Source organism: Alphaproteobacteria bacterium (genome assembly GCA_018063245.1).
GTDB lineage: Bacteria > Pseudomonadota > Alphaproteobacteria > JAGPBS01 > JAGPBS01 > JAGPBS01.
In genome coordinates, this window is record JAGPBS010000023.1 from 1 (window position 1) to 20,242 (window position 20,242).

Annotated in this window: 22 protein-coding genes; 11 read left to right on the forward strand and 11 right to left on the reverse strand. The window is 39.7% G+C overall.

Annotated features, from left to right (window positions below):
* Both KBF71_04510 and KBF71_04515 read right to left on the reverse strand, forming a co-directional pair.
* Positions 1–576 (reverse strand): hypothetical protein (locus KBF71_04510; protein ID MBP9877579.1); only part of this gene is annotated, 576 nt, incomplete at its 3' end.
* 15 nt (positions 577–591) lie between these two features.
* Entirely contained in the window at positions 592–1,017 is a 426-nt protein-coding gene (locus tag KBF71_04515) for a hypothetical protein (GenBank protein MBP9877580.1), read from the reverse strand.
* A 228-nt stretch (positions 1,018–1,245) separates the two neighbouring features.
* On the opposite strand from KBF71_04515, the gene KBF71_04520 reads away from it, so the two are divergent.
* The 5 genes from KBF71_04520 to KBF71_04540 are packed head-to-tail and all read left to right on the forward strand — an operon-like array spanning position 1,246 to position 5,808.
* Positions 1,246–2,391, forward strand: coding sequence for a flagellar basal body P-ring protein FlgI (locus KBF71_04520; GenBank protein ID MBP9877581.1), 1,146 nt, complete (start codon positions 1,246–1,248; stop codon positions 2,389–2,391).
* Positions 2,392–2,787: a hypothetical protein gene (locus tag KBF71_04525; protein ID MBP9877582.1), complete on the forward strand. Its 396-nt coding sequence runs from the start codon at positions 2,392–2,394 to the stop codon at positions 2,785–2,787. It begins immediately after the preceding gene.
* Between the two features lie 8 nt (positions 2,788–2,795).
* Positions 2,796–3,254 carry a hypothetical protein gene (locus KBF71_04530; GenBank protein ID MBP9877583.1) on the forward strand — a complete coding sequence of 153 codons (459 nt, stop codon included), beginning with the start codon at positions 2,796–2,798 and terminating at the stop codon, positions 3,252–3,254.
* Between the two features lie 30 nt (positions 3,255–3,284).
* Positions 3,285–5,294, forward strand: a complete 2,010-nt coding sequence (locus tag KBF71_04535; protein MBP9877584.1) for a hypothetical protein — start codon at positions 3,285–3,287, stop codon at positions 5,292–5,294.
* 28 nt (positions 5,295–5,322) lie between these two features.
* Positions 5,323–5,808 carry a flagellar assembly protein FliW gene (locus KBF71_04540; protein MBP9877585.1) on the forward strand — a complete coding sequence of 162 codons (486 nt, stop codon included), beginning with the start codon at positions 5,323–5,325 and terminating at the stop codon, positions 5,806–5,808.
* Between the two features lie 17 nt (positions 5,809–5,825).
* On the opposite strand, the gene KBF71_04545 is transcribed toward KBF71_04540, so the two are convergent.
* From KBF71_04545 to KBF71_04575, 7 genes are all read right to left on the reverse strand, one after another.
* Entirely contained in the window at positions 5,826–8,078 is a 2,253-nt protein-coding gene (locus KBF71_04545) for a S9 family peptidase (GenBank protein MBP9877586.1), read from the reverse strand.
* Between the two features lie 74 nt (positions 8,079–8,152).
* Positions 8,153–9,028 carry a hypothetical protein gene (locus KBF71_04550; protein ID MBP9877587.1) on the reverse strand — a complete coding sequence of 292 codons (876 nt, stop codon included), beginning with the start codon at positions 9,026–9,028 and terminating at the stop codon, positions 8,153–8,155.
* A gap of 144 nt (positions 9,029–9,172) precedes the next feature.
* Positions 9,173–9,484 carry a sel1 repeat family protein gene (locus KBF71_04555; protein ID MBP9877588.1) on the reverse strand — a complete coding sequence of 104 codons (312 nt, stop codon included), beginning with the start codon at positions 9,482–9,484 and terminating at the stop codon, positions 9,173–9,175.
* Positions 9,436–10,077: a sel1 repeat family protein gene (locus KBF71_04560; GenBank protein MBP9877589.1), complete on the reverse strand. Its 642-nt coding sequence runs from the start codon at positions 10,075–10,077 to the stop codon at positions 9,436–9,438. Before KBF71_04560 ends, KBF71_04555 begins: the two co-directional genes overlap by 49 nt.
* Positions 10,078–10,097: 20 nt before the next feature.
* A complete protein-coding gene (locus tag KBF71_04565; GenBank protein ID MBP9877590.1) occupies positions 10,098–11,342 on the reverse strand; it encodes an NADP-dependent isocitrate dehydrogenase in 1,245 nt (414 codons plus the stop codon).
* Between the two features lie 17 nt (positions 11,343–11,359).
* Entirely contained in the window at positions 11,360–11,944 is a 585-nt protein-coding gene (locus KBF71_04570; protein ID MBP9877591.1) for a TIGR00730 family Rossman fold protein, read from the reverse strand.
* Positions 11,945–12,032: 88 nt separating this feature from the next.
* Positions 12,033–12,488, reverse strand: a complete 456-nt coding sequence (locus KBF71_04575; GenBank protein MBP9877592.1) for a hypothetical protein — start codon at positions 12,486–12,488, stop codon at positions 12,033–12,035.
* Between the two features lie 114 nt (positions 12,489–12,602).
* Here KBF71_04575 and KBF71_04580 point away from each other — a divergent pair, with 114 nt between their 5' ends.
* The gene (locus tag KBF71_04580; GenBank protein ID MBP9877593.1) at positions 12,603–14,054 is read left to right on the forward strand and encodes an NADP-dependent isocitrate dehydrogenase; all 1,452 of its coding nucleotides are present in this window, start codon (positions 12,603–12,605) and stop codon (positions 14,052–14,054) included.
* Positions 14,055–14,059: 5 nt separating this feature from the next.
* Here the strand turns inward: KBF71_04580 and KBF71_04585 are convergent, their stop codons facing one another.
* On the reverse strand, positions 14,060–14,572 hold the full coding sequence (locus tag KBF71_04585) for a CinA family protein (GenBank protein ID MBP9877594.1): 513 nt from the start codon (positions 14,570–14,572) through the stop codon (positions 14,060–14,062).
* Positions 14,565–15,815, reverse strand: coding sequence for a 2-C-methyl-D-erythritol 4-phosphate cytidylyltransferase (ispD, locus tag KBF71_04590; protein MBP9877595.1), 1,251 nt, complete (start codon positions 15,813–15,815; stop codon positions 14,565–14,567). The genes KBF71_04585 and ispD overlap by 8 nt, the downstream gene beginning before the upstream one ends.
* 107 nt (positions 15,816–15,922) lie before the next feature.
* On the opposite strand from ispD, the gene dusB reads away from it, so the two are divergent.
* Genes dusB through KBF71_04615 form a run of 5 tightly spaced genes read left to right on the forward strand, consistent with a single transcriptional unit; the run spans position 15,923 to position 20,042 of the window.
* Positions 15,923–16,927, forward strand: coding sequence for a tRNA dihydrouridine synthase DusB (gene dusB, locus KBF71_04595; protein ID MBP9877596.1), 1,005 nt, complete (start codon positions 15,923–15,925; stop codon positions 16,925–16,927).
* Positions 16,928–16,929: 2 nt separating this feature from the next.
* Entirely contained in the window at positions 16,930–17,259 is a 330-nt protein-coding gene (locus KBF71_04600) for a hypothetical protein (protein MBP9877597.1), read from the forward strand.
* 54 nt (positions 17,260–17,313) lie between these two features.
* Positions 17,314–18,231, forward strand: coding sequence for a hypothetical protein (locus KBF71_04605; GenBank protein ID MBP9877598.1), 918 nt, complete (start codon positions 17,314–17,316; stop codon positions 18,229–18,231).
* Positions 18,232–18,246: 15 nt separating this feature from the next.
* Positions 18,247–19,143: a hypothetical protein gene (locus tag KBF71_04610; protein ID MBP9877599.1), complete on the forward strand. Its 897-nt coding sequence runs from the start codon at positions 18,247–18,249 to the stop codon at positions 19,141–19,143.
* On the forward strand, positions 19,140–20,042 hold the full coding sequence (locus tag KBF71_04615; GenBank protein MBP9877600.1) for a hypothetical protein: 903 nt from the start codon (positions 19,140–19,142) through the stop codon (positions 20,040–20,042). Before KBF71_04610 ends, KBF71_04615 begins: the two co-directional genes overlap by 4 nt.
* Positions 20,043–20,242 lie beyond the last annotated feature (200 nt).

Sequence of the window (20,242 nt, forward strand, 5' to 3'; positions counted from 1 at the left end):
TTCTTTCCCTTTGGGGTGGAAAAAAGCAAAGGTTCCATCACCGCGCATTTTTTTCAGAAGGCCATCAAGCCAATAATTATTTGGGCGACGGTATATGAGTTTGAGAATCAGATTAAAGTGATAGGCCGCAATGGCATTGAATTCCCAATTGCCAAAATGGCCTGAAACCATAATCGATAGAATTTTTTTTGTCACAATATCGTTAAAGAGTTGAGGGTTTTCAACCTTCACATATTTGTTGAAGAATTTCTTATTTTTGAATTTGTAAAGGTGAGGGTATTCGGCTAAAACGCGTCCGAAATTACTCCAGATATCGATGATGATTTGCTCGCGTTCAGGGCCTGTTAGGGAGGGAATAGCCCGCATTAAATTACGCTCAACGCGATCATTCACAGGGCTTAAAGGACCAAAGATTGTGCCAATAGCGCCTCCGAGATTAGAGGCCGCTCTATAAGGTAAAATCCAAAAAAGTGTGAAGAAGAAATAGGCAACAAGGCATTCAGCCCCCCAGCGCAGATATTTTAAATAAAGAGCACACTTTTCAATGAATACCTTATCTGAGGGAAGTTTTGTCATTATTGGCCTTTGTTGTTATTGTTCATATTTGGCGATCTCTACCTTAGCTCTGAGATCAATGTCATTTAAAAGCTCAACCAAATTGGGCTCAAGTGTTTTTGCACGATGCTGGCCAACAAGTGTTTCAATTTTTTCGAGACGCGAGAGAGAAATTTCACCGATGAGTAATTCTTGCCTGACGCTTTCGAGCAAATCGAGGATTTGATTGCCGCGAGAGAGGTCTTGTTTTGGATCTTCGTAAGTAATGCCTTGCAATGCTTCTAAATTTTGTAAAGCAGAGAGGCTAGAGACTGAGGAAACAGAGGAGGGCGATTGTAAATCATCTGTGCTATCAATATCAATAAGCTCAAATCCACCAGATGTGGATTTTGACTTTTTGGCTTTTGACAGCGAAGACAGGCTATAATTTTTTGTTCTTGTTATTTTAGATTCAAAATCCATCCATCGTCCCTACATAGTCGAAGTTAGGCTTGTCTTAGAATACCCGGAAATATTTGCCTAAATCAAGAGGTAAAAATTACCCCATGGGTGAATCAAACTTGGTCATTTCCTGAGGTTAATATTTTAACAAATTGATTTTAGAGATTTTTTTGACTCAAAAATTCGTGGCACAAAAAACGCAATAGGTAGTGGAGACTCTATAGACCTAAAGCGAAAGAAAGACAAAAAATGACGCCTCACTTTTTAACAGGAAAATCATTTGGATTAAGGCTTGTATCCATAGCTGTTATGGTCCTGATTCTTCTTGTTCCAGCGCAAACAAATGCCACATCTCGTATTAAAGATATTGTGAATGTTGAAAGCATCAGGGACAATATGCTCATTGGTTATGGCTTGGTTGTTGGTTTAAAAGGAACAGGGGATACCTTGGGTAACTCTCCTTATACTGATGAAAGCCTTATTGCAATGCTTGAAAGACTGGGTGTAAATACGCGCGGTGGTGGCGGTATCAATACAAAGAATGTGTCTGCTGTGATTGTCACGGCAACATTGCCCCCATTTTCAAGTCAGGGGAATAAGATTGATGTCACTGTTTCAACCCTGGGTGATGCAACAAGTCTTTTGGGCGGAACGCTTTTGGCAACACCATTATTGGCTGCGAACGGGGATGTCTATGCTGTTGCGCAAGGATCTGTAGCCATTTCTGGATTTGAAGCAAAAGGCAGTGCTCAAACGGTAACGCGCGGTGTGCCTACAGCTGGACGTATTGCTTCAGGAGCGATTGTTGAGAAAGAAATTAATTTTGATTTTAATAGTCTTGAGCGCTTAAAACTCTCATTAAAGAACCCTGATTTTACGACAGCGAAAAGAATTGCGACATCAATTAATAACAGAATGATGGAAAAAATTGCTGATGTGCTAGATCCGGCGACCGTGACGTTACGTCTGCCTCGTAATCGTGATATGAACACGGTTCAGTTGCTGACAGATATTGAGCAGTTACATGTGATGCCAGATTATATCGCAAAGGTTGTTGTTGATGAGCGTTCAGGGATTATTGTGATGGGTGAGAATGTTCGGATTAGCACCGTTGCAATTGCTCAGGGTAATTTGACAATTCGCGTGACTGAAACACAGCAAGTTTCACAACCAAATGCCTTTTCAACAACGGGAACAACTGAGGTTGTTGATCGAACAAATGTAGAGGTTGATACCAATGCCGATAAAAAATTGGCTGTGATGAACGGCGGTATTACTTTACAGGAGTTGGTTCAAGGACTCAATGCACTTGGCGTTGGGCCCCGCGATATGATTACGATTCTTCAATCCATTAAGGCAGCTGGTGCCTTACAAGCTGACATAGAGGTGATTTAAATGAGCATACCTGCATCTTCCCTATCCATGTTACCTGCTTCTGATCTTTTGCATGATCCTAAGCAAAAACTGAAACAGCTTCAAGGAGCACAATTTTTTGTTCCTGAAGATACAGAAGGGACAAACCCGTCTCAGAAAAATGAAAGGGTTAAGCAGAAGTTGGTTGAGTTTTCTGGAGCGCTTTGGGGCATTTTGCTGAATGAAATGTTTGCAACCGTGAAGGTTGATCCTGTGATGGGCGGTGGCTATGCGGAAGAAACTTTCCGGAATTTTCAGATGGGTTTTATTGGTGAGGCGATTGCAAAATCAGGATCTGACTCTTTAACAAAGATGATTTCAACGAACTTTATGACCAATCAAGTCAATTCAAAACCACTTTTAGATATGAGGAGCTAAGGATGCTGATGACAAATTCTCACGAATCACTTTTGAAAATTAAAATTAATCAATCCATTCTTGCCATGGAAAGTCTGATGTCAACCCTTGATCAAGAAGTCGAGTTGATTGAAAAAAGGAATCATAAGGCTTTCTCTCAGATTTTTTCTAAAAAAGAAAATGACATCAGAAATTATGAGCAGGCAATGTATATTCTGCTTGCTGAAAAAGAAGGTTTAAAATCTTTGCCTGAAGAGGTCAAAGATGCATTACAACAGATGCAAAAAAAGCTGAATCAAAGTATCAGAAGAAATGCTCTGAAAGTCAGAGCTCATCTGCATGCTCATGAAAAGCTGGTTAATTTGATTAAAGAAGAAGTTGTAAGGGCTCAAGCGGCAATGGAGCCATACGATTATCTCAATAAATCAGCGCAATTAAAAAAGGTCCCAAAGAGAAGTGCAGCTTTTGCATATTCTATTAATTCTTAAGAAGAGAGCAGGCGAAAAATGGGTTTAGAAATGGCAAAGGGTATCGGTGCTGGTATCCTTAAAAATGAATCACAAAGATTAGCTGTTATTGGTGCCAATTTACAGGGCGCAAGCGTAAAAGGTTATACGCAAAAAGATGCAATCATGCAGCCAATCATCATTGATGGGATGAGTGCTGGAGCGATTGTTGGGGATATTCGGAGAACGGTTGAAGAATATGTTGTCAGAGAAGTGAATGTTCAAACAAGTGTTCTTGCCAATGCCCAGACAAAACAAAGTTTTTTAAATGATATTCAAAATTTTTTCGGCACGCCTCAATCTCAATCATCTTTGAGTGCCAGATTAACCCAAATTGAAAACACCTTATCAACATTAAGTTTGAATCCAAAAAGTACAACAGAGCAGACCCAGATCGTTGCTAATGTAAGGGATATGGTTACATCTCTAAATGTTTTAGCCTCGAAAATTCAATCGATGCGTCAGATTATTGAGCAACATATTTTGACAGATGTGAATATTGTCAGCACAGAATTGAAATCTTTATTCGACACAAATGGGGCAATTAAATCAGCCTATATTGCAGGAACGCCAAGAGGTGATTTACTCGATCGGCGCGATCAGCATTTAAAAGCAATTGCTGAGAAAGTTGATATCAAATGGTACACGCGTGAAGCTGGCGATGCTGTTGTGATGCTGAATGAAAATTCTGAAAATATGTTGGATTATATCTATAGCTCCCTTTCATATAGGCCTCAACCGCTGATTACAGCTCAGAGTGTTTATCCTACGAATATTGATGGAATTTGGCTGGATAATCATTTAAATTCAAGTCCTGCAGTTGATATTACAAATCTGATTCAGGGCGGAAGTTTAAGAGCTTATATCGATTTGCGTGATACGATTTTACCAAATCTGCAATCTCAAATTGATCAATTTACAACAAAAATTACTGAAGATATTAATCGTGTTTATAATTCAGGTACAAGCATTCCTCCTATTCAAACGCTGATTGGTTCTCATGATGCTTCAACTGCCAATTTTACGCTGCTCAATGTTGCAGATGCGAGCTCTGTTTTATTGTCACCGGATGCAACATCAGGTCTTTATGGTACTTTTGATGTGGCGGTGGTCAATGAAAATGGTCTCGCTATAGGAACAGCCTTATCAATCAATATGGATCAATTACATACGGATCTACAGACTCTCCACACAGCAGCAGGTGGTGGTGCATATCAACTGACCTTGCGTGATATTATGAATGCAGTCAATGGTCATTATGCAAATATCACGACAGCACCAGCAGCAGTGCAGCCAGCAGGTTGGACAGCAGCTTGGCCACCAGCAACAAATCTAGCAAATCCGATCGCAGGTCTTGCGACACAGTCAGGGCAGGCAGCCCCTTTCCCAGGGAATGATGGCTTTATGCGTATTCGCAATTTGAAATTAGAGGTTGGTAATGCAAATGCGGCATATGGGATTGCATTTAACGATGCGAATTCAACGCTCTCTTATGGAAATCCAGCAAGGCCTTCTGGTCTTAGTTATATGTTTGGATTGAATGATTTGTTACTGATTCCGCCAACATCAGTGAGTTCATCACATGATCTTCAAGTCAGATCAGATATTTTGGCTGATCCATCCTTATTTTCAAGAGGACGACTCGCCTACTATGCAAACAATAATAGCTGGGCTGTCCATTCAGGGGATGATGCGATTGTGATTGATATGACACATGTTTTAACAGACCCACGTAATTTTTCAGCGATAGGGGGTATGGGTGCTTCTTTTATTACTTTCTCCCAATATGCGGATAGTATTTTGTCATACAGTGCAAAGACAAATCAATTAAATCAAATCGATCTTGATTTCCAAGACTTTTTGGCAACAGAACTCCAATTTAAGTCAGATCAAATCAGCGGTGTGAATATTGATGAGCAATTTGTTCACTTGATTGAGGTTCAGAAATCGTATTCTGCAGGAGCTCATTTGATTCGAACAGTGCAAGAATTAGAAAAAGAATTGGTAACATCCATTCGATGATTCATTTTAAAAAAAGGATAGATAGAAAATGACAAATGTACAAAGACAGGAAAAGTCAAAAGAGATGATGCCTGGATTGCAAGATATGGTGATGATGGAAACCAAATTTGGGTCCGTGATGGTGAATCCCGCGCAGCAAATGGAAATGCAAAATGGCCCTATTGGGTTTGAAGCACCACAAGACTATATTCTCACAAAAATAGAGCAGGACAAAAAAGGGATCTACTTATTGCTCCAAAGCATCGATGAAAAAGATCGCGCCTTTATTTTATTACCAATTGACCCATTATCTCATGGGTATGAGATATCTGATATTGTTGCTGCTTGTAACACTCTTGATATTGCCTCAGAAAATGCACGTTGGTTTGTGATTGTGAATATGAACAACGCCTTTGGTCAGCCAGAGATTTTTGCAAATTTCATGGCGCCTATCATTATGGATATGACGGCTAAAAAGGGATGGCAACATGTCTTTGCAAACCCTCATTATGAAGTGAAGAAGAAACTCTTGTAAGCTGGTTTTGTGCTTATTCACACATCACCAATCTTTTCCTTTAATTCTGGTGTGAGTGGTTCTTTAAAGATTTCAGGGAGTAATTGATTCACAAGAACTTCAGTGAAGGTAAATTCAAGAAGCAAAGCACCGAGGCTCAAGGTGTGTCCTTCTCCTTGCAAAAATACTTGTGTTATGCTTTCACTGAGTTTGGGACTCTTTATAGGTTCCCGATCGCCCATATAGGTTTTGAAGCAGTCTTCAGTCTGTTCTGGTTTACAAATCGCATCTTGTGTGCTCCCTATGAATAAGAGTGGTTTTTTTAGGTTATGAAGAAAATAAGATGGAGACATCGCTCGAAGCTTTTCAAGGTCGGGTTCACTGATAGAATTGTCCTCAGATAGAGTGATGCCATAATAGCGTGCATATGTTTTACGGTTTTGAGGCGCTTCGTTGATTGTGTCAATCAAGTTGTAATTGCCATTTTTTGCAATGCCGCAGATAAAAAAATCTGGATAACGTGTCAAGCAAGAGGCAACCGCAAAGGCGCCATAACTTGCTCCTTTCGCAACAATTTTATCTGGGTTGATAAGGTCCTTCTGAATAAGATAATTAAGGCCATCAATGAGATCATCTGTCATTTTTCGATTATATTCGCCATATCCTGCTTCTTGAAAAGATGAGCCAAATCCCTTTGAGCCCCTAAAATTGATTTGCACAACAGCAAATCCTCGAGAAGCCCAGATTTGAGTGTCCATATCAATGCTGAGCCGATCGCGAGAGATGGGTCCTCCATGAATTTTTAACAGAGCTGGTAAATTTTTGGCCTCTTGATTGCGAGGGAGCGTTAAATATCCTTGAATCGATAATCCATCTCGTGCTTGAAAAGTAAAGGATTGTGGCATTGAGCATTTGCTCCCTATTGCAGGCTCGAGATCATCTATCATTTCTCTGGAGTAGATGCACTTAAACTGAACAGGTGAGGTGTCTGTTGCGGGTGAAAGGAGAAAATATTGATAGCACAGTGAGGTGCTCCAATTGATTAAAAAAGGTCTCTTGATCTGAAGGCTTTCAATGAGATGGACGAGAAATTCTTTGCTTGAAAATAAAGGGTGAGAATGGATCTTGGACATTTTTATGGCTTGAGAAAAACCTGTAGGGTATCTTACATGCAAAGTCATTTCATCGAATGAATTGATATACCATATGACTTCTTTTGGGTTCTTAGGATTCACGGCGAAGGATTTAATATCTGCTTTCAGTGAAGAAATCTCGCCTCTCGAAAGATGTGTAAATGCATTTTTTTCTGGATGACAATGTAATGGGATTGAATAGCCCATGGTCACAATTTGCCCTGTTAGAATAGGAAATTCGGAATTTCTTTTGTCATAATATAAGCATGGCGTCTTTTTGAAATTGCCCTCAAGAAGGAGATAGGGTTTTTTGTCACGGATCTCATAGAATTGATAATGTTTGAGTATATATTCCGTACCTTGAGGTAATTTTTTGAAATCTGTCAGTGTGACATAAGCCTCAATAGAACCAGTTTCATCAAGGATTATCTGTTCAATTGCAAGAGGAAAGCGTTTCAGAATTTCAGATGAGTGCGTTTGAGTATCATATCGACAAAAAATGGTAAGGGCTTTCCAGTTTCCTGATTCAGGATGAGAGCTTATTAATGTGATGCAATAGTGAAATAGATGTTTGTTCTCTGCAATTTCTGAATCGGGCATGGTGGGTGAAAAACATCTCATTCCTTCTATGCGCCATCCTTCTTGATGGCGTTCCATTAATTCAGCTTGAATGCTCGGCGGTAAAAGATCTTTCGCTGTGTGATCTCGCAAATCATAAAGAAATAGAGTCGTATTCGGAATTGTGAGTGGGTCAAGAGCACCGGCTGTAATAAGAAGAAAGTCATTCGCTAAAAAGAGACTCTTATACCATTCCAAAAGTCCGCGCATCAGATAGCCATCTTTAAAGGTTCTCGGGATTGTGTAAAGACAGGCTTTTGACTCTATATAATATAAGCAGATATTACGATGCTTTGCATCATAGAGAGCGAATGCTTTTCCGTTTTGACACAGTGTGAGCCCTTTAGGGTAAGTTGCAGGTTTGAATAAAACATTCCGGCTTAAAATGCCCTTTGAGTCCATGAAGGCTTCTGTATCCTCATGTGTCCTTGAAAGAGATGCCTCTGTTTCTTGTATACTTTGCTCATCAAGGGGTGCATCTGGTGAGAGAGGGTTGCTGACAATTGACTCTTGAGAGGTGGATTTGATGAGGTGAGACATGTGGCTCTTTTCTGAATAGTAATAGTGATAGATTTATCATTATTGAGTCAGAGCCTGTCTGTCAATCACTTTTCTTAATTAAGAGCTTCGTAATCAGGGTGGAATGTTGCTCGCTTTGCGCATCTGTCTCGCAATATAGCTTGTGTGATTAATGTTGCGCATGTTGAAAATATAACTCCGCAGATGATCAGTATTAAATATTCAGGGTTGACGTCATATTTAATGCCGAGAAAAATGCAGAGAGCAACTGATGTCCATAAGGTTGAGCAAAAAATAATGCCGTTAAAGCGATTAGTGAAAGCACTCATCCTACTTAATGCTCCCTTTGATCGCTTGTTGTCAACATAGACCGGAATTCGATTTTTTACCTCAATTTCATCGATGATATTTTTTACTTTATACTCTGGGCCAGAGATAGGTTGATACTTAAGGTGTAATCCTTTTAGACGCGGGTTTGATTTTAAACATTCACGTAATCTTTCCATATTTTCAGCATTCAAGGTATACATGCTCAGTGTTTGTAAAAGTCCAGTATGTTTCAGAATAGGCTCGAGTGATTCAGAGTTGAGATTGGGTAAAGTGATATCTAAAGCGCTTAGATTGATATGTTCCTTGATATCTAGATTGCTTAGGTATGCAGATAAATCTTTTAAGGTGTGAAGATTACCGAGCCTCATTTCAAGCCGTGGAAACATCTGATGATACATAAAATAAAAGAATTGACAGGTTTGAGATAAAGTGGTTACCCCCCTGATTGTGCTATAGGTAAAGAGCTGTCTTGTAAAGAAAGCATCTGTGCTGGTAAAAAATTCATTGATAGGTTTGGCTTTCTTTTGAAAGCTTCTGACGGGATTGATAGGCGCAATTTGAATATTATTTTGATAACTGGTCTCAAATTGAGGAGGTAGCGTTGCAAAATGAGCTGAATCTAGAATAGATAAAGATGTCATTGATGAGTCTTTCTTTAAAATATAGTATTATGACTTGATATAAGCGTTTAAATTAAAAATTATTAATAATGTAAAGTAATCTTGATGTTTTGTCAATTTTTTTTTGAGAAAGCTGGTGGCTGTATGAGCTATTGAATCTGGTGACTAATCCACTATTTCAAAATCGATTGTTATATCTGGTTGAATGGGTGGGGGTATCAAGATTGTTCTATAGCCGCAAAGTTCATCATAGAGTTGGCTTGCATCCTTGTTCCCAAGCTCAGTTGCACGTTTAAAATGTTGGATGGCTTTCACTCGGCTCGGCTCTACAATATAAACATTATTCAAGATAACACCGCATTGATAGAGCATACCTAAATTGTAATAGGCGTGCTTATCATTTTGCTGTGCAGCTGAATGAAAGAGTTCTATTGCTTTATAAGGATCCGTGGGTGTTCCGTAACCATAAGGTAACAAAGGCCAAGTCTGTTGACTGCATTTAGATATCCTTGGTTGGCTGATTTTTGAATATAGAGAAATGATTGCTCTAGATCAAGATCTGTACCTTGTCCAATTGCGTAACAATGGCCAACTTTGAACTGCGCGACAGGATTATTATGGTCAGCACATTTCTTGTAATAAATAAATGCCTTATCATAATTCTTGAGGTGCTGGTAATGTTGAGCGCAGTAGGATTGAGCACGATAATCCCCATTCATTGCAGCCATTTCCATGTATCTTAAGCCTGTTTCATGGTCTGTGAATGGGTTTTTTTCATCAAGATGAAGATGGGCGAACATATATTGGCCTCCAACCATGCCGCGATCGCCGGCTTCTTTGAAATAATCCATTGCTCTGACGACATCGATGGGTTTACCGCATATGCCTAAAGTATAACAAGCGCCGATAAAATAAATATCTTGGACTGTTAAATTGGCTGGTTTGCTTTGTATCAAGGAAGCTCTTGGTGAAGCTGGAGGTGCTGCTTGGAGGTGCTGTCTGGCTGGGAGGAAGAGATAGGTGTCTCCGTCTCTTCCAATTTTACTTAATTCAACCCAGTCGTATGCCATTATGTCTCTTTTTCAATGCCTTAGTGAGCAGCTTTAAGAGAGTGGCTAGAGATGTTTTCTAGATTTTCTTTTACGCGATGGAGATAATCTTTTGTATTGAGCCATTTTTGATTCGGTCCAACCAGTAGGGCTAAATCTTTTGTCATGAAACCAGCCTCTACCGTTTCAATACAAGCGCGCTCAAGACGTTCTGCGAATGAAATCAGCTCTTGGTTGCCATCAAACTTTCCGCGATAGATGAGTCCTTGTGTCCAAGCAAAGATCGAGGCAACAGGGTTGGTTGATGTCTCTTCGCCTTTTTGATATTGGCGATAGTGTCTTGTCACAGTACCGTGAGCGGCTTCTGTTTCAACTGTTTTGCCATCTGGCGTTAAAAGAACAGATGTCATAAGCCCGAGTGATCCAAAACCTTGTGCGACAATATCAGACTGAACATCGCCATCATAATTTTTGCAAGCCCAAACAAATCCGCCCTCGCTTTTAATTGCGTAGGCAACCATATCATCGATCAGACGATGCTCATAGGTGAGATTAAGCTTATCGAACTGAGCTTTGAATTCAGTGTCAAAAATCGTTTGGAAGAGATCTTTAAAATGACCATCATATTTTTTCAAGATTGTATTTTTGGAAGAAAAATACACAGGAACTTTTTGTGCAAGGCCATAGTTAAAGCAAGCACGGGCGAATCCCTTGATGGATTCTGTTTCATTGAACATGCCAATGCCAACGCCTGGACCTTTGAACTGATTGACTTCGAATGATTGTGGCGCTGAACCATCAGCTGGCGCGAAGGTTAAAGAGAGAGTGCCTGGCTTATCGATCACAATATCGGTTGCTCTGTACTGATCACCAAAAGCATGACGACCGATGATGATTGGTTTTTCCCAGCCAGGAACATATCTTGGTACATTTTTGCAAATGATTGGTTCTCTGAAAACAGTGCCGCCAAGAATATTCCGGATTGTGCCGTTTGGTGATTTCCACATGGTTGAAAGGTTAAATTCTTTTACGCGGGCTTCATCTGGTGTAATGGTTGCACATTTGACGCCAACGCCATGTTTTTGAATTGCTTTTGCTGCATCAATGGTGACTTGGTCTTTTGTCTTTTCGCGATTTTCAATGCTTAAATCGTAATAATGAAGGTCAATATCAACATAAGGCAGAATAAGAATTTCTTTGATCCAAGCCCAAATGATGCGGGTCATTTCATCGCCATCGATTTCAATAATTGGGTTTGTCGATTTAATTTTTGTTTGGCTTTGCATGTGGGGCTCCTTTGTTTTTAGATTTTATGAAGTTTCATGTGTTCTGGTTCAAGCTCGTAGCTCTCGAGAATTGCAAATGCTTCTTCAATTGAGGTTGCAAAATCACACAATTCAAGATTGTGGGGAGCTACAAATTTTTCATTGATCATGTGTTTTATCAGGGTTTCAAGAATATCCCAAAAGCCAAAAATATTGAGAATAATGATGGGCTTGTTATGAAGGCCAAGTTGTTTCCAGGTTAAAATTTCAAAGAACTCATCTAATGTTCCGAAGCCGCCAGGTAGCACAATAAAGGCATCGGACTTTTGAGCCATCATCATTTTTCGCTCATGGAGCGTGCTCACAATATGAAGCTCGGTGAGATTTTCATGTCTGGCTTCAAAATTATCAATGTGAATAGGAGTAATGCCGATGGCTTTGCCGCCATTTGCAAGAACACTATCGGCGATCTTTCCCATGTTGCCAGCCTTACCTCCGCCATAAATAAGTGTTCTATTAGATGTTGCAAGATATTTTCCGAGTTCGGCTGTTGCATTGAGGTGTTTTTGTTCAATATGTTGTGATGCGCCGCAGTAAACACATATATTTTTAAACTTAGACATAGATATTCCTATTAATAATCGATTGATTTGCTGTCTTGTATGTACAGATAATGTGCTGAAAAAATGGCCAAGAAGCAAGTGTTATATTTTAAAGCGTAGACCTTTTTAAAAGATGAATGATGTTTCGATATTTTCTATAAATATTTGTCATGATGAAGGCAAGGTCATGCAACATGAAAGTGCCATCAACGGATCCTTTCATCCTAAAAGCAATTTCGTTTTGATTGACAATACCAAATGCATTCACGTTATTTGCTTTAAGAGTGTCGATGATTTTTAAGATTTTAAACCTCTTTGTTTGATCTTGAGCGGTGAAAGGTAAATAATTCAGTGTTGAGAAGATGATAAAGTCAGTATTGTTTTGTTGAGGATAGAGGTTGAGAAAATATCGAGACCCTTCAATACTGCAGCTATGAAATGAATTTTGGAGAGTTTGGGTTTTTATCATTTGTCCTTTGTCATTTAAATCAAAACTACCCAGGTTGACCGGATAAGCAAGAGAGGCATTTTGTTCTTGAGGTTTGTCACTATCTTGAAATTGCATTTTGACCTGCATCAATTATCTGATTCATGCTGTTATTATAGGGTTTCTCTTTTAAGAGATTGTAAAGATGGATTATGTAAAATTGACTTAAAAATAAGGAAAGATGAGGTTAGCATGTCACAAGAGAAAACAAATAAGACGCCTGTTACAATCGCAAGGGGTGATGGTATCGGTCCTGAAATTATGGAAGCCACCCTTAAAGTTCTAAAGCAAGCAGGTGCACGCATTGCAATAGAAGAAATTAAAATTGGGAAATCTGTCTATGAAAGTGGTGTATTAACAGGTATTGAACCTTCTGCTTGGGAAAGTTTAAAGCGAACAAAAGTCTTTTTGAAGGCTCCAATTACCACGCCTCAAGGGGGAGGGTATAAATCGCTTAATGTTGCAATCCGCAAAACTCTAGGGCTGTACGCAAATGTGCGTCCTTGTGTTGCTTACCCGCCTTTTGTTGCAACAAAACATCCGAACATGGATGTGGTGATTGTGCGTGAAAATGAAGAAGATCTCTATGCAGGCGTTGAATATCGTCAAACACCTGACACGTATGAGTCTTTGAAAATCATTACGCGCCCAGGCTGTGAGCGGATTATTCGTTATGCCTTTGAATATGCGCGCGTGAATCATCGCAAAAAGGTATCAGCTTTTGTAAAAGATAATATTATGAAGCTGACAGATGGTTTGTTCCATAAGATTTTTGATGAGATCGCAAAAGAATATCCTGAAATTGAAGCAGATCATTATATCGTTGATATTGGCTCAGCAAGACTTGCTGATACGCCAGAGATGTTTGACGTGATTGTCACCATGAATCTTTATGGCGATATTATCTCTGATATCGCAGCTCAGATTGCAGGATCAGTTGGTCTTGCAGGATCATCAAACATTGGTCAAGATTTTGCGATGTTCGAGGCCATTCACGGATCAGCGCCAACAATTGCAGGCAAGAATATTGCAAATCCATCAGGGCTCATCCATGCAGCAGCTTCAATGCTTGTTCATATAGGTCAGGGAGATGTAGCTGAATTGATTCATAATGCTTGGCTTAGAACGATCGAAGATGGGTGCCATACAGCGGATATTTTTTCCAGAGAAAATTCAGTTAAAAGATGTCTGTGCGATGAATTTGGTGAAGAAGTTATTATGCGACTTGGTCAAAAACCAAAAACATTAAAACCGGTGAAATATAGTGAATCATCGATTCAGGTGAACTCATCTTCCTCAGTTTCTAATTCAAAAAAGGCGGCTAAAACGCTGAATGGCGTTGATATTTTCATTCAGCCTCAAGCGCCGTTCCAGTTAGATGATGTTGTAACAGCTCTTAAGAAGTGTCAATCAGCTGAGATTAAGCTTGATCATATCTCAACCAGGGGTCTTAAAATATGGCCGAATGCAGAGACTGAATCACCGCCAGCCGATTCATGGCGTTGCCGATTCTTACCAGCCAACGGTAAAGAGATGAGTCATGAGCAGATTGTTGCCGTTCTGAATGGTATGCAAACACAAAAGATTGACTTTGTAAAAATGGAAAACCTGTGCTCATTTGACAATGTGGCGGGTTATTTCTAAGGGTTTTATTGAGTCAGATACTTCAAAATCAATTTCAAGCCGCGTTCTTGCGTTTGTCTGCGCACAGCTGCGCGATCGCCCTTGAAAATTTCATGATAGGCAGTGACCTTAAAGCCTATCTCTGGGGCATTTTCGCCAGCACGATAAGCAAGGCCGAAATAAACAAGGCCAACGGGTTTTTCAGCAGAGCCTCCTGTTGGGCCAGCGATGCCTGTAACAGATAAGGCAATATCAGCTTGTGATGCTTTGAGAGCGCCAAGTGCCATTTCCATGGCTACAGCTTCACTCACAGCGCCGTGTTTTGAAAGGCTCTCTAATGATACATTTAAAAGCTCAGCCTTTGCTTCATCAGAATATGTGACGAAACCTCGATCAAAATAGGCGGATGAGCCAGATATATCAGTGAGTGCTGTTGAAATCATGCCGCCTGTGCAAGATTCAGCCGTGACAATTTTTGTTTGGTGAGGCATGCAAGCTGATGCAATTTGTTTGACAAGAGATTCGATGGGGTCAGTCATGGGCGGTCTCCGTAAAAGGGCTGTAGGGTAGTAAAAGTGAGACAATCGCTTGAGCTGCAATGCCTTCACCTCTGCCTGTAAAGCCTAGTTTTTCTGATGTTGTGGCTTTGACGCTGATGCGCTCAAGCGAAAGGCCTGTAAGTTCTTTGAGTCTTTGACGCATTGATGTTTGGTGTGGGCCGATTTTAGGCATTTCACAAATAAAAGTAAGATCAATGTTTCTGAGCTGAGCACCGCGTGTCTTCACTCTTTTGAGCGCATGTTCTAAAAAAATGGCTGAATCTGCATTCTTCCATTCTTGCTGCGATGGTGGAAAGTGAACACCGATATCCCCTTCAGCAAGAGCGCCATAGATTGCATCACACAGAGCGTGAAGCCCTACATCTGCATCAGAATGACCTTTAAGAGAGAAGGGAGCTTCAATTTTCACATTACAAAGCGTAACGAATGTGCCAGGGCAAGTTTGATGAACATCAAATCCAAGGCCTGAGATTGTCTCAAAGGATGGAAGATTCATGGGGCTCACTGACTCCTTATGGTTAGATTGCAGAAATAGCTTTGCTCTATCAAGGTCTGCTGCTTTTGTAATTTTAAAATTATCTGGCGACGATTCTAGAATATAGGGCTTCTCACCAGCTATTTCAGCCAAAGCAATGTCATCCGTGAGGCTTAAATCACTGTGTTTTTGATGTAAGTCTAGAATAAAGGAATATGAGAAGCACTGAGGTGTTTGTGCAGCCCATAGGTGCGTGCGCGAAATGGTTTCTTGGCAATATCCATCCTGTGCTTTTTTGATTGTATCAACGATCGGTGTTGCAACGAGGACAGCTTTATGTTCAGAAAGGAGTTCGATGCTACGCAATATTGTTTCTTGTGATATGAAAGGGCGAGCGGCGTCATGGATTAAAACATAATCAGGATTAAGGGGCTGTAAGGCAAGAAGACCATTTCGAGTTGAATCTTGACGTTCTTTACCACCAATAACAGGAGGAAGAACTTTAGAAGAGGTTGTTTTCATTGTGTTTTCAAAAAGGGATTGATGATCAGGGTGAATGACAGGACAGACGTAGTCAATCAGATCACAGTCTGTAAAGGCTCGAATTGAATGAGCAAAAACACTCTCTGTGCCCAAGAGTTGGTATTGTTTTGGAAGCTCGCTCCCAAAACGTTCTCCTTTGCCTGCGCCTACAATAAGAGCAATGATGAGAGGTTTATTTTTAAGTGTTTGATGTTTAGTCACAATATTACCTGTCAAAAAGTGTGATAAAGCTTGAATTTTATAAAAATCATGATACCATGCTTATCACAAAAGTCGATTCTATATTTTCTCAATATTAAAGTTTAAGTATCATGGCTATCCAAATTGGACCAATTGACATCGAAGATCCTGTTTTTCTTGCCCCTATGTCTGGGGTGACAGATATGCCTTTTCGCAAAGTTGTAAAAGGCTTTGGAGCAGGTTTGGTTTTTTCTGAAATGATTGCAAGTGAAGCAATGGTCAGGGCATCAGAGCGTACTTTGAAGATGTCAACTTCTTGTCATGAGGAAGCGCCAATGGCTGTTCAATTGGCTGGATGCGATCCGAATATTGTTGCACAAGCTGCAAAGCTGAACGTAGATCGCGGCGCTGCCATTATCGATATTAATTTTGGGTGTCCTGCTAAAAAAGTCGCCTTGAAAAGCTATGCAGGATCGCACTTGATGCGTGATGAATTACTTGCCTCTAAAATATTAGAAGCCGTTGTGAAGGCAGTGCCAGTGCCAGTGACTCTTAAAATGCGCATGGGCTGGGATTATGATAGTTTAAATGCGCCCAAATTGGCGAAAATTGCTGAAGAGTCTGGTATTCAAATGCTCACAATTCATGGCAGAACAAGATGTCAGTTTTACACTGGCGTTGCTAATTGGCCCTTTATTAAAAGCGTGAAAGAAGCTGTGTCGATTCCGGTTATTGCGAATGGAGATATCACCACGCTTGATGATGTGGATCGTGCGCTCTCTGAATCTGGGGCAGATGGGGTAATGATTGGCCGTGGGACTTATGGAAGACCTTGGTTTATTTCACAGGCGATTCATTATTTAAAGACAAAAGAAAGACTTCCGGATCCATCTATTAATGATCAATTAAAAATCTTGCTTGATCATTACGAATCAATTATAACTCATTACGGAGAAGATTCTGGTATTCGGATGGCAAGAAAGCATATTTCTTGGTACTCGAAAGGTCTCTTTGGATCGACAGAATTTCGCTCTGAAATCAACTACCTCACTGAATATGCGCGTGTCAGAGAAAGAATTATCTCTTTTTATGAAGAGGCGTATAATTATCACTTAACCTCGGATAAGGCTGCTTAAAGATGTCTGTTGTACACCATATTGTTTTTGAAGAATCGGATGACTTTCAAAAAGAGTTAAATTCCCCATTTGATTGTCCTGATCTATCATCACGTGGCCTGTCAGATCTTGTGCGTCAATTGTTCCGTGATTATTTTGAGGCTCATCAAGATGATATTCCAACGGGTGGCCTTTATGAATGTGTACTTACTGAAATCGAAAAACCTCTTATTGAAGAATGTCTTCGTGCAACAGAAGGCAATCAGAAAAAAGCCTCTGAGATTTTAGGTATGAACCGGAATACGCTCAGAAAAAAGATGACACAGCTTGATATAGCGGTCGATCGGGTTTAACATTCTAGAAATATTGCTTATTTTATATAACGTTTCAATTAAAGGGCGAGTCCAATGACGATTAAAAAAATAATCTTAAGATCAGTTTCTATTTTTATTGTAAGTGCAGTTGGTATTGCCAGTTATTTTTTGTATCAAGAGCATATCGCAACGCGTAACTTTAGGAATGGTGATCAGACAATTGTTTCAAGACGATTCTTTGAGGCAAAATGTATTGCAAATCTTTTTAATCATAATCCTCTGTTGAAAGATTTGCGCATTTCAGGAAGCTCTTTTCCGAATTTGAATGTGCTTGACGATTTAGTGAGAGAAAAGAAAGTCTCTCCGGATAAAGTCTATATCTTTGATTTAACTTATGAAAAAATGCCTTATCTTGAGCAGCATGCTTTGAAATGGTATGGCTATAAAGACATTTCAAAAATATCAGATCCTTGGCTTGAAAAGTCATTTTCGAGAGCTCTTTTTTTAAGCGCCAAAGCAAAATACTTTGAATTGACATCTGGTAAGAAATTGATCGACTTAAAGGAAACAGATCTTGTTTCTGAAAAAGAAGCAATTGAAAAAAGAGGGTATCATTATCTAGAACCAATGGGCTCTAATTGGCTTGAAGATTGGTCATTTGTAGATAAATTGGTTCGCATTTTTGAAACGGTTCCAGATGATGCTTGGCTTTACTTTCACTGTGCTCATGGTCATGGCCGTACAACAACGAGTATGTTGATCTATGATATTTTGAAATCAGATAGAGCAATCCCATTGAGTGATATATTAAAAAGACAATATTGTATTGGTGGAGAAGATGTAAGAGATACTCAAGTTTGGGAAAATGGAACTTGGAATGCAGATGAGTTAAAAGCACGTGAACAAATTATTTATTATTTTTATGATTATGTGCATGATCCAGAAGGTTATCCAAAAAATAGTTTTATGACTTGGAAAGCAAAGAAAGACTTACATAATCCCGCAATATAAGGACAGGTATTTTTGATGAATAAGTATATGAAAATTTTTTCAGTGATTTTGTGTCTTCTTTTGGCATCTTTGGCTTTTGCCTTTTATCAATATCAAACGCCCCGTATTTTTCGTCAAGGAGATGATATTATCGCTGTGAAAAGACTTACAAGTCCACAGTGCCTATCTCATGCTCTCTCTCATTTTGGAAAAACGGAGCGCGTTTCCTTGAATGTAACAGGAAGTGGCTTTTTAAATCTGGATGATCTTGATGCTTTTATTGCACAAAAAGCGATCTCAAAAGACAAAATTTATATCATCAATTTGCATGATGCGCCTATCTATTATATTGGAGCGCATGCTCTTGATTCATATGGCTATAAAATGGTTGATGGAAAGCTTCAAAAAGGCAAACTCACTTCCTTTTTCAAACGCCTCTTTACACGAATGGAAATATTTTTGTATGAGATTCAATCTGGTAAAAAGATTGATTCTTTGACAAAAGAAGATCTTATGACAGAAAAAGAAGCCATACAGGCGCTTGGTTTTCAATACTTAGAGCCCCTTAAAGAAGGCTGGACAAGAGATTGGTACTATATTAATGATCTGTTGAAACTCTTTGAATCAATTCCTGAAGATGGCTGGATTTATTTCCATTGTGAAAGAGGGCGGGGCCGTACAACATCATTACTCTTGCTCTATGATATTTTCAAGAATGCAAAAAATCTCTCACTTGAAGAGATTTTGCGTCATCAATATTGCATTGGTGGTGAGGATATTGAGAATACACAGATTTGGAAAAACGGCACCTGGAGTCAAGATGAACTCAATGACAGAAAGGATCTGATTCATGAGTTTTATGATTACATGAATGATCCAAAGGGCTATCCAAAGACTGATTTCATTCAATGGCAAGGTTTGAAGAGATCATGAAAATGAGGCGTTTTTATCAAATAATCATTGCTTCAGTTTGCCTATTGGTGGGGATCGCCTATTTTATCCACGCGGAATATAGTTCTACGCGCAATTTTAGAACATCAGATCAACAAGTTGCTTTAAAACGTATTGTTCAGCCGCGATGCATGGGGCTTTTGTTCTCGAGCGATCCCATATACAAAAGCTTACAAATTGCAGGCAGTGCCTATCCCAATTTAAAGCAGTTAGATGATTTTTTCCTTGAAAATAAAATCACGCCTGACAAAGTCTATATTTTCAACTTAAAGCATAAACCAATCTACTATCTTGGTGATCATGAGATGGAATGGTACGGTTACCGATTTTCAAATGCGGATGAGCTTGAGCAGTTTCGTCAGAAAAATTTCTGGAAAGGCTTGTTTATCAAAGCAGAAGTTAAGTTCTATGAATTTTTCTATGGTCAAAAAGTTGGGGATCTCTCAAAAGATCAGTTTGCGATTGAGCAATCAGAAATCGAAAAACGCGGGTATCATTATGTTCAGCCCTTGAAAAAGGGATGGGTTCATGATCTAAGTTTTATTGATCCTGTTGTTGCAGAGTTTGATGCGATTCCAGCTGATGCTTGGGTTTATTTTCATTGTGCCAGAGGCTGCGCACGAACAACAACATTCATGATTCTTTATGATATTTACCGTAATGCGAAAACATCAAGTCTTGATGAGATTCTGGAACGCCAATATTGCCTTGGTGGTGAAGATATTGCCAATACAGATGTGTGGGGTAAGAGCACTTGGTCCAAAGAGCAGCTAGAGGCCCGTAAACGAGTCGCGGTTCTGTTCTATGATTATATGACCGATAGCGCCAATGGTTATGGCCATCAGAGCTTTGATCGTTGGTTAGCGAAGAAGTCATCATAAGGGGGCGTCTGAGCGCACAGTACGGTCAAATATGGACGCTGATGATAAGACAAAAATTGCGTCATTGTTGTAATGGGTGCCTAATTCGTTGATGGGTCTATTTGATTCGTCATCCTGAGGCCCGCAAAGCGAAAGGGCGCCTGTCAGGCCCAAGCCTTGGCGTAGGCTGACGAGGATCCAGTCCTGAGTATCAACGAGAG